Below are 12,428 nucleotides of genomic sequence, written 5' to 3'. Positions count from 1 at the left end.
CGCAAAACCCGAGGCAGGCGCCACGCAACCCTCACTCGGTTGCATTTACCCCCCAGCTAGCCCAAGCTCTGCCCTTCCCGCCGCCACGGATCGTCCGATGCCCAGACGCAACCGCTACCTGATCGCCCTGCTGCTGTTGATCCTGGTATCGGCCCTGTTCGGCTACCTGTGGCGCGACGCCCCGTCAGCACCGCCAACCCTGCCTGCACACAGCTACGCCAAGGCCCTGCGTCAGGCCCATGACGGCCAGCCCGGTGCCGCCCGGGTGCTGTACCAACAGTTGCAACGCACCGACTTGCCCGCCATCCGCCGCGCGGCGCTGTACGCCGAGTTGCCCAACTACCCCTCGCCGCAGGCATTGAAACTCGCCCGTCAGGACCTGGAGCATGCCGACCCGCTGGTGCGCCGTGCTGCCATTGCCGGTATCCGACGCCTGCTGCCGGCAGCGCAGCGCAGCCTGGTACTCGGCCCGCTGCTGGACGACGACGAGCAAAGCGTACGCTTTGCCGCGGTAGATGCCCTGCTCGGCCTTGCCCCCGATGACATAGGCCTGTATTTCGGCCCGCTACAGGTTGCCTTGGAGCAATACCAGCAGGCCCTGGAGCAACAACCCGAGGATGCCGACGCCCAGGTGCACCTGGCGCGCCTGTACCTGCACGAAAACGACTTCACCCAGGCCGCCAACGCCCTGCAACGAGCGCTGGCCGTCGCCCCCGGCAACCTCGACGCATTGGCTACCCAGGTACGCCTGCTTGAGCGCCAGGGTCATCACGACGCTTCGCGCCAGGTGCTGGGCAAAGCCTTGGCGCTGAGCCCCGATTCAGCCTTTCTGCAGTACGAACTGGGGCTCTGGCTGATCCGCCACGAACAGCGCGAATACGCCTTGCTGGCCCTGTCCCGTGCCGTCGAGCTGGACCCGGACAACACCGACTACCGCTATACACTGGCAGTCACCCTGCATGAACTGGAACAACTCGACGCCGCGCAAAAGCAACTGGAAACCGTGCTAAGCCGCCAGCCGGCCAATCGCCGGGCACGGGTGTTGCTGATCCAGTACTGGAAGGAAACCGGCCAGTTGCAGAACGTGCAGGTGCTACTGGCCGAGCTGGAGCGGCAGAACCCGGACGATCCCGTGCTGCAACAGGGCCTGTAGGCAACGCCCGAAATTTGTTGAACCCTGGGACTGCGCCCAAGGTCCAGTGGATATCAGACCACCTTGCAGGAGAATCGTTTTGGCCAGTTCGTTGGCGCTGGACGAACGCGTGTTGATCCTGGCGCCCCCGCCTTTAGCCGCGGATACTGCTCGCCTGCTCGCTTGCGCCGGCATCGACAGCCTGTGCGCGATCGACCTGGCCAACCTGCAAGCCTGCCTGGCCGAAGGCGCAGGCCTGGCGATCATTGACGAGCAAGTGTTCAACCAGGGCCCAAGCGCATTGCTGCAGGCATTCATCGACCAGCAACCGAGCTGGTCGGACCTGCCCATCGTGCTGCTCAGCCAGGGCAAGCAAGCGGCCATGGGCTCGACCAACCATCCGGTGGGCAACCTGGTACTGCTGGTTGCCCCGTTCGAAAACGCCCAACTGCTGCACATGGCCCAGTCAGCCCTGCGCAACCGGCGCCGGCAGTACCTGGCGCGCGACCAGTTGCTTGACCTGCAGCAACGCCTGGACGCCCAGACCGCGCCTGCGGGCGAAGACCACGAGCGCAGCGAGTTCGCCCGCCACCAGACACGCAAGATGGAAGCCATCGGCCAACTGGCCGGGGGGGTCGCCCATGACTTCAACAACCTGCTCACCAGCATTGGCGGCAGCTTCGAGCTGATCGACCGGCGCCTGCGCCAGGGCCGCAGCGATGGCCTGGACACCGTGCTGCGCATGGGCCGAGAGGCGGTGTCACGCGCCACCCACCTGACCCACCGCCTGCTGGCCTTCTCTTCCCGGCAATCGCTGCACAGCCAGCAGGTCGATCTGCACGGCCTGCTTCAGGCAAAGCGCCTGAAGGCCTGCCTGAGCCCGGCCGTGACCCTGCAGGTGCACATCGCCAAGGGCCTGTGGTCTGTCGAAGCCGATGCCCAGCAGTTGCAGGAAGCCCTCGACAACGTGCTGCTCAATGCCTGCGAAGCCATGCCCAATGGCGGCCAGCTGCGCATCGAGGCCACTAACCAGCACATCGGCACCGGGCAATTTGCCGGTGGCGCCCTGTGCGCCGGTGACTATGTGCACCTGCGCATCATCGATGACGGCCAAGGCATGGCGCAAAGCACGCTGGAGCATGCCTTCGAGCCGTTCTTCAGCACCAAGGCGATTGGCCAGGGCATCGGCCTGGGCCTGTCGATGGTGTACGGCTTCAGCAAGCAGTCCCACGGCCATGTCACCTTGCACAGCCAGATCGGCCAAGGTACCCGGGTGGACCTGTACCTTCCACGCCACGCCGGCAAGGCCCAGCCACCGGGCAAACCCGTGCAACCCACGCAACCCGCACAGCCCGTGGAAGGTAGCCGGGGCCATCACGTGCTGGTGGTCGAGGACGACCCGCATGTCCGCCAATTGCTGTGCCAGGCCCTGCGCGAGGATGGCCTCGCCTGCCACAGTGCCGCCGACGCCAACGAGGGCCTGAAGGTGCTGCGCTCGACACAACCGGTGGATTTGCTGGTTAGCGATGTCGGCTTGCCCGGCATGAATGGCCGCCAGTTGGCCAAGATTGCGCGCAGCCTGCGCCCCCGCTTGCCGGTGCTGTTCATTACCGGTTACGCGGAAACGGCAATGGCCCGCGAGGGCTTCCTGGAGGCGGGCATGCACCTGATTTGCAAGCCCTTCGAACTCAAGCAACTGCAGGCGCAGGTGACCCACATTCTGGGCAAGCCCTGAAACGCATTACGCCTCAAGCATGCGTAACGCCTGGTCGGCAAGGTCTGCCAGCGGGAACGGCTTGTTCATCAATGCCGTGCCCGGCTGTTCGAGCAACTGCGCTTCGATCGGCTGATCCGCGTAACCGGTGATGAACAGGATCTTCTGCTGCGGCAGCTGCATGCGCATGGCCTTGGCCACCTGGCGACCACTGAAACCACCCGGCAAGCCGATGTCGGTGATCACCAGATCGAACGGGCCGCCATGGCGGAAGCGCTCCAGCGCACTATTGGCGTCGCCCGCCTCAGTGACTTCGAAACCACGCTCGGTCAGGTACTCGCGCATCACCGCACGCAAACCGAGCTCGTCATCGACCAGCAACAGGCGTTCCCCCCCGGCCATGCGGTGCGAGCGCGGCGCCAGCGCGGGCGCCTCGGGTACCGGGTCATGCCACCTTGGAAAAAGCATGGAAACCTTGGTGCCCTGGTTTGGCGCCGACTCGATCCAGGCGTACCCCCCCGACTGGCCGACGAAGCCATACACCATCGACAAGCCAAGCCCTGAGCCACGCCCGATGGGCTTGGTGGTAAAGAACGGCTCAAAGGCCCTGGCAATGTCTACCGCCGACATGCCATGGCCATCATCCTCCACCTGCAAGGCAACGTAGTCGCCTGGCGGCAGGCCGTCCTCATCCGGAAAACACGTTTTCAACCGCTTGTTGACGGTACGCAGCGTGACATTGCCACGTTCCAGGCACGCTTCACGGGCATTGGCGCAAAGATTGATCAAGGCATTTTCAAGCTGGGAAACATCGAGGTTCACCGCCCACGGCGTAACATCCAGCTGCCAGTGCAAACGCATTTCGGCGCCCAGCGTACGCAGCAACAGGGGTTCGCTCAGCCGCAATTGCCGGTTGAAGTCCAGCGGTTTGGGAGCCAAAGGCTGATGACGAGAAAACGCCAGCAAGCGATGGGTCAGCTCCATGGCGCGCTGCACCGAGTCACGTGCCACCGCGACATAGGCCTCTACCCGCTCCAGTCGCCCTTCCTGCAGGCGCCGTTGCAGCAATTCGAGGCTGCCACCGATACCGGACAGCAAGTTGTTCATTTCATGGCCCACGCCGCCGGCCAACTGGCCAACCACCTCCAGGCGTTCGTTGTTGCGCATCAGGGCTTCGGATTGACGAGCAGCCTCTTCACGGTCCTCGGTGATGTCCCGGCCAACCGCAGTCAGCAGGGTGCCATCGAAGCGCGCGCTCCAGCGAAACCAGTGGTAATGGCCATCGCGATGACGCAGGCGGGTCTCCAACTGCTCGGTGTTGCTGTACTGCAGGAACCCGGACACGGCCACCTGTACTTCGGCGCGATCCGCCGGATGCACCAGTTCCAGTACCGGAACGTCCCGTACCTGCTCCTCGGCCCAACCCAGAATGCGGTACCAGGCGGGGTTAGCGGCATGCACCTTCAGCTCGGGAGTAACCGTCATCATCGCATCACGCGACAACTGCCAGAACTGCTCGCGCTCGGCCACATGCTGTTCGATCTGTCGCTCGAAGCCTTGCGCCTGCTCGCGCCAATGGTGGTAAGCCTCAATGCTCGCGGTGGTCTCGATCACCGTGTGCAGAAAGCCCGCCACGCTGCCCAGCTCATCACGAAGCGGCGCATAACCGAACGCACACCAAAACGGGTCCATGCCTTCGCCGCAGGCAATACGCAGTGGTGGGTCCTCGACAAAACTCGAGTGCCCTTCAAGCGCCTTGAATACCCAAGGCCCCATCGCCGGCCATACATCGCTCCACAGCGCATCGAAGGCCAGGCCCAATGCATCCAGGGCAACCGGCCGCAACGCCCGGTAGGCATCGTTGTGGACCACGCTAAGGTCCGGCCCCCAGACCACAGCACACGGGAACGGTGACAAGTGCATCATGTCGACGGCAATGCGCAACGAGGCCGGCCAGCGCGGCAATGGCCCGAGCGATGTGCGCCCCCAGTCGAAGCGTGCAATCCGCTCGGCCATCATGTCCGGCGCCAACACAGGCGCTTGCAGGATAACCTGCGGCGCAGGCTCGCGCGGCGTACCGTTTGCGACCACTATCATGACTCCAGCAGGGTTCAGGAAAGCGCACGGGCGCGCCCGTGGATGCCGTTCACGTTAGCACAACACACGCCACGCAATAATGGCGTACTCGCACCTGACAGCTATGCTCATTAGGTTTTCCCTCGGGCCAGGGAGCAACGGCCCATTCAGGTTGCCGACGGGAGCGTGGTCATGAGCAAGAAAATGCTGGTGGTGCTGACCAATACAGCCAAGTATCCGACCCTCAAGCGGGCTACCGGGTTGTGGCTGGGGGAAGCCGTGCACTTTGTCGAAAAAGTCGAAAATGCCGGCTACACGGTCGATTATGTCAGCCCGCAGGGCGGCTACGTACCCGTCGACCCGCACAGCCTGCAAATGGCCCCCGACCTGGACTGGCAGTGGTATGACGACAAGCGCTTCATGAGCCGCCTGGGCAACACCTTGAGCCCTGGCCAGGTGAAAGCCGAAGAATACAGCGTCATCTACTACACCGGCGGGCACGGGGTAATGTATGACTTTGCCGACAATCAGCCGCTGCAAGAGCTGGCACGCCGGGTCTACGAGAACAAGGGCATTGTCGCTGCGGTCTGCCATGGTGTTGTCGGCCTGCTGAACATCAAGCTCAGCGATAACAGCCTGTTGCTGAAGGACCGTCAGGTGACCGGTTTCTCCAATACCGAGGAAAAGCTGGTGGAACTGGACAAGGTGGTCCCTTTCCTGACGGAAAACGAGCTGGGCGCCCGCGGCGGTAACTACAGCAAGCATGATGACCCGTGGCAGCCGTATGTGGTTGCCGATGGTCGGCTGATCACCGGGCAGAACCCTGCCTCCACAGAATTGCTGGCCGAGAAAGTGCTCGCGAAACTCAAGGGCCGCTAGCGGCCTACGCCGGGCTTTCGGATTTCCCATAACGCGCACTGCACCCGGCCTACAGCCGGCCGGTCATTGAATACATAGGCTCAGGGTTCAACTGTTCACCACGAACAGTTTCGGACCGGAGAGCAATTGGCCTATGTCGAAAATCATGCACGCCGGGCGCAGCTTGCTGGAACTGCTGCTGCTCATCGCCTTGGGCCTGGTGCCCGTGGTTTCAGGGTTGCTGGTGATGGTGTTCCAACTGGAAACGAAACTCGCGGAAAACGCGAACATTTCGGTCCAGGAGGCAGTTTTCAGCGTTGATCAAGCGCTGGACCGCATGCACGAAACCGCTCTTCAGGCCCTGCCCCTTGCGGGCAAACCTTGCAATGACGTCATCGGCACGTTGCGGGACCAGGTGGCCAGCCGCTCCATGGTGCGTTCGCTGTCCCTGCTCAAGGACGACCAGGCCTACTGCAGCACCACCTCGGATTCACTGGCTGAGTTGTCGGCCTTTGCCCTGTCCGGCCGCCAGGTCGAACTGGCCTACGGCCCAGGGTCAGTGGCCAATAAATTGCTGGTCAACTTTTACCTGGGTGGCAAGGACAACGGTGTCATAGTGACCGCCTATGCCATGCAACTGCGCAACGAGCTGGACGCTTTTCAGGATGGCTTGACGCTGCTGCTGGCGTTTGGCGACCGGTACATCTGGAGCCACGGAGACAGCCGCGACAGGCAACGTCCCTCTCAGTCCGAGTTCACTGCAAGCGCGCATTCGGCCAAATATGGATATCAGGTCAAGGGTGGCTACGCCCAAGGCTATACCGCTCGGGAAGCCCGCCAGTCGATGCTGCAAATCATGCCTTCGCTGATGCTGGTGGGGATCGTGACAGGCTCGATTGTCTATCTGACCCTGTTCAGGGCGCGGGTCAACCGGCGTGGTACCGCCGCCAACCATGCATGACGGCGGCGGTACTCCAAGGGGATCAGTCGGTGCTCAGCACACCACGGCGCACCTGGTCGCGCTCGATGGACTCGAACAGGGCCTTGAAGTTGCCCTCGCCAAAGCCGTCATCACCCTTGCGCTGGATGAACTCGAAGAACACCGGGCCGAGCAGTGTTTCTGAGAAGATCTGCAGCAGCAGGCGCTTGTCGTCAGGCTGCGAGGCGCCATCAAGGAGAATGCCGCGCGCTTTCAGCTGGTCTACCGGCTCGCCGTGACCTGGCAGGCGCTCTTCGAGCATCTCGTAGTAGGTTTGCGGCGGTGCAGTCATGAAGCGCATGCCGAAGCCCTTGAGGGCGTCCCAGGTCTTGAGCAGGTCATCGGTCAGGAAGGCGACGTGCTGGATACCTTCGCCGTTGAACTGCATCAGGAACTCTTCGATCTGCCCGGAGCCCTTGGACGACTCTTCGTTCAGCGGGATGCGGATCATGCCATCCGGTGCGGTCATGGCGCGCGAAGTCAGGCCGGTGTACTCACCCTTGATGTCGAAGTAGCGGATTTCACGGAAGTTGAACAGCTTCTCGTAGAAGCCCGCCCAGTACGACATGCGCCCGCGATAAACGTTGTGGGTGAGGTGGTCGATGATCTTCAGGCCGGCACCCACCGGGTTGCGGTCCACACCCTCGATGAACTTGAAGTCGATGTCATAGATCGAGCTGCCTTCCTCGAAACGGTCGATCAGGTACAGCGGCGCACCGCCGATGCCCTTGATCGCCGGCAGGCGCAGCTCCATCGGGCCGGTTTCGATTTCCACCGGCTGGGCGCCCAGTTCCAGGGCGCGGGCATAGGCCTCATGGGCGTTGCGCACGCGGAACGCCATGCCGCATACCGACGGGCCGTGTTCGGCGGCGAAGTACGAGGCGATGCTCTTGGGTTCGTTGTTCAGGATCAGGTTGATGTCGCCCTGGCGATACAGGTGCACATCCTTGGAACGGTGGGTAGCCACCTTGGTGAAGCCCAGCATCTGGAATACCGGCTCGAGTACGCCAGGGGTCGGCGAAGCCAGTTCGATGAATTCGAAGCCCATCAGGCCCATTGGATTGTCGAAGATATCAGCCATGTTCGTGTCCTCATCTGCAGCGAAAATTATTGATTGCGTGGGATGTGGGACGTAAATGGTGGTGAGCACGGGATACCCCGCACGCTGCGGGCGAGGAAGTCACCTATTATCAGCTTGAACCCATGGTATGTCATGTGGACCCATTCTCGGCGGGCTTGATCCTTCGGTATCGAAGGACCTTATTGTTGTATTCGTAAATCGATTCTACATTGCGTAAAATGGTTTGTCGCGTTTTAGTTGCTCATGGGTTCCGACAAGCGGCTATCCTCTCGTAATCCTTTCTACAGATCAGGTCAGCATGCCCCTTACCGTCAAACGCCGCGCCGGCCTCGGCTGGCGCACCCTGTTGCCCTGGGTCGTCGGCGTGCTGCCGGTGGCGTGCGGCCTGGCCGTGATGAACTGGCAGATCGAGCGCGAAATGCAGGCCAGCAGCCAGGCCACCGCCCGCCAGGTGGTGGAGCACGTCGAGCGCATTCTCGACAACCTGTCCAGCGCTGCCAATGCCCTGCTGCCGCTTGTCGACAGCCCGTGCGACGAGGCTCAGCTCATGCTGCGCGCCCAGGTCACGCGCAACGCCTTCGTGCGCTCGACCAACCTGTTCCGGCACAACGCCCTTTATTGCACCTCGCTGTTCGGCGCATTCGACGAGCCGGTCAACCCCGGCGACTACGTCGACGGCAAGCTGTGGCTGATGGACGGCAACTCGGTCACCCCTGGCCACCCGCTGCTGGTTTATCGGGCCAGCGACGGCGACCGCGGCGCGATCAGTACGGTGGATGGCGAACACCTGCTGACGGCACTGCGCCTGATCGGCCCCGATGAAGTCCTGCAGATCCGCGTGGGTGATGCCTGGATGGGCAAGGATGGCATCGTGCACAAAGGTGTGCCACCTGCGGCAGCCAGCGCAAATGTGCTGCTGGGCTCGACACGCTACCCGTTCAGCGTGCATGGCGGTTATGGCGCCGACCAGCAGGGGCTGCTGTGGCGCAGCCATTACCCTGCCCTGTTCGGCTTGCTGCTGGTACTGGGTGCGGTGGCCGCCCTGGTGTGCCGCTGGCAGGTTCGTCGCGCCACCTCCCCGCGCGCCGAACTGCAACGGGCCCTGGAAGCCGACGAGTTCCTGCCGTATTTCCAGCCGGTGGTGCGCAAGGGTGATTACCGCTGGGCCGGCGCCGAAGTACTGATGCGCTGGAACCACCCGCGCGAAGGACTGGTACGCCCCGACCTGTTCATCCCCTATGCCGAACACAGTGGCCAGATCGTCGCCATGACCCGTGCGCTGATGATGCACACCGCGCAGAACCTTGCACCCTATGCCGGGCTGCTGGAAGACGGTTTCCATATCGGCATCAACATCACTGCCGACCACTGCCGCGACTTCAGCCTGCTGGACGACTGCCGCACGTTCCTCCAGCACTTCCCGCCAGGCCGGGTGGTGCTCACCCTGGAGCTGACCGAGCGCAAGCTGATCGAGGCCACACCGGTGGCCCTGGAACTGTTCGAGAAGCTCAACGCCATGGGTGTGAAGATCGCCCTGGACGATTTCGGCACCGGTCAGTCAAGCCTCAACTACCTGCGCCAGTTCAAGGTCGACTACCTGAAGATCGACCAGAGCTTCGTTGCCATGATCGGTGCCGACGCACTGTCGGTACACATCCTCGAGACCATCATCGAGCTGTCGGCCAAGCTGGGCCTGGGCATCGTTGCCGAAGGCGTGGAAACCGAAGCACAGCGCGATTACCTGGCCCGTCACGAGGTGGACTTCCAGCAGGGCTACCTGTTCGCCAGGCCCATGCCGGCTGCCCAGTTCCTCGAGGCGCTGGCGGCACGCCCGGCTGCATCGCGGTTGCCGCAAGCCGCGCCCCCTGAGATCATGCGCGGCTGATCCACCCGCTCAATTCCCTATTCGAGGCATTCGTGTCAAAAGGCATTCTCTCGTCGGTCATGGCGTCCTGTCTGTTCGCCGTGATGTACTTCTATACCTCTCTGCTCACGCCGCTCGATGGCGAGGAGATCTTTGGCTGGCGCACCCTGTTGACGCTGCCCTGCCTGACCCTGTTCATGCTTGTCTCGAAAGACTGGAAACGGGTGGGCGAACTGCTCGCTCGGGCAAGACGCACGCCGCTGCTGTTGCTGGGCATGGTCGGCACATCGTGGCTGATGGGCGTGCAGCTATGGCTGTTCCTCTGGGCCCCCCTGCACGGGCGCAGCCTGGAAGTGTCGATGGGCTACTTCCTGCTGCCGCTGGCCATGGTCCTGACCGGGCGGCTGGTGTATGGCGAGCGCCTGTCACGCCTGCAGAAGGTGGCCGTGGCCTGCGCTGCGCTGGGCGTGGGCCACGAGCTGTACCAGCATGGCAGTTTCGCCTGGGAAACCCTGGTGGTGACGATCGGTTACCCGATCTACTTCGTGTTGCGCAAGCGCTGCCGCACCGAGCACCTGGGTGGCCTGTGGTGCGACATGTGCCTGCTGTTGCCCTGGGCGTTGTACTTCGTGATCCAAGGCCCGCTTTCTCCTGCCGATCTGCAGGCACACCCCGGGTTGTATGCGTTGATCCCGATCCTCGGGGCGATCAGTGCATCGGCCCTGATCGCCTACGTGCTGGCCAGCCGCTTGCTGCCGTTCAGCCTGTTCGGCCTGCTCAGCTACGTCGAACCGGTGCTACTGGTCGGCGTGGCGCTGCTGCTGGGCGAAACCATCGGCCCGGACCAGTGGCTGACCTACCTGCCGATCTGGGCCGCGGTGCTGGTGCTGGTGATCGAAGGTTTCAAACACCTGCTGCGTCAACGCCGCCGTTCGGTGTAAGCCGAACCTGGCGCACTCGCCGCTCCTCGACCGCTTCCACGGTCAGCGTCCAGCCATTCCAGGCCAGGCGGTCACCGACCATTGGCAGGCGGTCGAGCAGGCTCATCACCAGCCCCGCGAGGGTCTGGTAGTCCTCGGTGGCGCGGGCGCTGAAGCCGGTACGCGCTTGTACCTGGCTCAGGTTCAACGCACCGCTGACCACAAAACCTTCACCTTCCGGGACGATACCCGGGCCTTCGACCTCGCTGGCATCCGGCAGCTCACCGGCAATCGATTCGAGAATGTCGGTCATCGTCAGCAGGCCGGTGAAGTCACCGAACTCGTTGACGACGAAGGCGATGTGCGTCGACTGGGCTCGCATCTGCTCAAGGGCGTTGAGGATACTGAAGCTCTCCAGCAGGTTCAGCGGTACCCGCGCCATGCCCTCCAGGTCGGGCTGGCTGCCTGACAGCAGTTCCTTGAGCAGTTCCTTCTTGTGCACGAAGCCCAGTGGCTCGTCCACGCGGCCATCGCGGATCAACGGCAGGCGCGAGTACGGCGAATGGGCCAGGGCCTGGGCAACGGCGTCGGCCGGCTGCGCCAGATCGATCACATCGACCTCGGCGCGGGCGGTCATCACTGTGCGGATCGGCCGCTCGGCCAGGTTCAGCACGCCACTGATCATTACCCGTTCGCGGCGGTCGAACAACACCTGCTCCTCACCACCTTCGACCAGGTCGGCGATTTCCTCGCCCACCTCGTCAGCCTCGACCCGGCGGCCACCCAGCAGGCGCAGCACCGCATGCGCGGTGCGCTCACGCAGTGGTCGGTGCTGCTGCAGGCTGCGCTTGCGGCGGGCACGGGCCAGCTGGTTGAACAGCTCGATCAGGATCGAGAAGCCGATGGCCGCATACAGGTAACCTTTGGGGATATGGAAGCCCAGGCCTTCGGCGGTCAGGCTGAAGCCGATCATCATCAGGAAGCCCAGGCACAGCATGATCACCGTGGGGTGGGCGTTGACGAAGCGGGTCAGCGGCTTGCTGGCAACGATCATGATGCCGATCGAGAAGATTACCGCGATCATCATCACCGACAACTGCTCGACCATGCCCACCGCGGTGATCACCGCGTCCAGCGAGAACACCGCATCGAGCACCACGATCTGCGCGACAATCGGCCAGAACGCAGCGTGGCGCACCACACCGCTGGCCTGGGCGACGTGGCCTTCCAGGCGTTCATGCAGCTCCATGGTGGCCTTGAACAGCAGGAAAACACCACCGAACAGCATGATCAGGTCACGGCCCGAGAAGCTCTTGTCGAACACCTCGAACAACGGCGCGGTCAGGGTGACCATCCACGAGATACTGGCCAACAGGCCCAGGCGCATGATCAACGCCAGGCTCAGGCCAATGACCCGCGCGCGGTCGCGCTGGTGCGGCGGCAGCTTGTCGGCAAGAATGGCGATGAACACCAGATTGTCGATACCCAGCACCAGCTCGAGGACGATCAGCGTCAACAGGCCCAGCCAGGCCGTGGGGTCGGCTAGCCATTCCATTAGCGGGTACTCACGAGGGCAGCGTCACGTGGACGGGAGAAGGAAGGCCGTAAAGGCCGGGGACTGGGGGGCTCCGCGAAGGTGCTCATATAGACCTTGATAGCAAATAGGAAGAATGATCCTACAAGCGCTGCAGCATTCCCTGATAGCGCAAAACTATTACAAAACCTGTAACAACATCTCGGAGCCACGCTCTCATAGAACTGCACATAACTCATTGAATTAGCGGGGACCCTGTGGGAGCGGCTT

At 62.9% G+C, this 12,428-nt stretch carries 9 protein-coding genes; 6 read left to right on the top strand and 3 right to left on the bottom strand.

The features are described 5' to 3' along the window. Positions 1-97 precede the first annotated feature (97 nt). Complete coding sequence (locus M2S36_RS13760) at positions 98-1,153, top strand: tetratricopeptide repeat protein (protein WP_207832573.1); 1,056 nt, start codon at positions 98-100, stop codon at positions 1,151-1,153. 79 nt (positions 1,154-1,232) lie between these two features. Continuing rightward, positions 1,233-2,867, top strand: a complete 1,635-nt coding sequence (locus M2S36_RS13755) for a response regulator (protein ID WP_207832572.1) — start codon at positions 1,233-1,235, stop codon at positions 2,865-2,867. Between the two features lie 6 nt (positions 2,868-2,873). Here the strand turns inward: M2S36_RS13755 and M2S36_RS13750 are convergent, their stop codons facing one another. After that, a complete protein-coding gene (locus M2S36_RS13750; RefSeq protein ID WP_233694507.1) occupies positions 2,874-4,943 on the bottom strand; it encodes a hybrid sensor histidine kinase/response regulator in 2,070 nt (689 codons plus the stop codon). A 171-nt stretch (positions 4,944-5,114) separates the two neighbouring features. Between M2S36_RS13750 and M2S36_RS13745 the strand changes: the two genes are divergently transcribed. Further along, positions 5,115-5,801, top strand: a complete 687-nt coding sequence (locus M2S36_RS13745) for a type 1 glutamine amidotransferase domain-containing protein (RefSeq protein ID WP_233687667.1) — start codon at positions 5,115-5,117, stop codon at positions 5,799-5,801. A gap of 133 nt (positions 5,802-5,934) precedes the next feature. Continuing rightward, positions 5,935-6,741, top strand: a complete 807-nt coding sequence (locus M2S36_RS13740; RefSeq protein ID WP_207832569.1) for a CSS-motif domain-containing protein — start codon at positions 5,935-5,937, stop codon at positions 6,739-6,741. A 22-nt stretch (positions 6,742-6,763) separates the two neighbouring features. On the opposite strand, the gene hppD is transcribed toward M2S36_RS13740, so the two are convergent. After that, entirely contained in the window at positions 6,764-7,840 is a 1,077-nt protein-coding gene (gene hppD / locus M2S36_RS13735; protein ID WP_025339331.1) for a 4-hydroxyphenylpyruvate dioxygenase, read from the bottom strand. A gap of 298 nt (positions 7,841-8,138) precedes the next feature. Here hppD and M2S36_RS13730 point away from each other — a divergent pair, with 298 nt between their 5' ends. Together M2S36_RS13730 and rarD are read left to right on the top strand one after the other, a co-directional pair. Further along, the gene (locus M2S36_RS13730) at positions 8,139-9,725 is read left to right on the top strand and encodes an EAL domain-containing protein (protein ID WP_207832567.1); all 1,587 of its coding nucleotides are present in this window, start codon (positions 8,139-8,141) and stop codon (positions 9,723-9,725) included. A 32-nt stretch (positions 9,726-9,757) separates the two neighbouring features. Then, positions 9,758-10,645, top strand: a complete 888-nt coding sequence (gene rarD, locus M2S36_RS13725; RefSeq protein WP_207832565.1) for an EamA family transporter RarD — start codon at positions 9,758-9,760, stop codon at positions 10,643-10,645. Here rarD and M2S36_RS13720 read toward each other — a convergent pair. Next, positions 10,608-12,179 carry a TerC family protein gene (locus M2S36_RS13720; protein ID WP_233687666.1) on the bottom strand — a complete coding sequence of 524 codons (1,572 nt, stop codon included), beginning with the start codon at positions 12,177-12,179 and terminating at the stop codon, positions 10,608-10,610. The genes rarD and M2S36_RS13720 overlap by 38 nt on opposite strands. Positions 12,180-12,428 lie beyond the last annotated feature (249 nt).

The sequence above is a fragment of the Pseudomonas sp. SF2 genome (assembly GCF_036858055.1).
Classification (GTDB): Bacteria; Pseudomonadota; Gammaproteobacteria; order Pseudomonadales; family Pseudomonadaceae; genus Aquipseudomonas.
The sequence above is the reverse complement of the archived record's forward strand: the minus strand, read 5'-3'. Positions and strand labels throughout refer to the sequence as shown.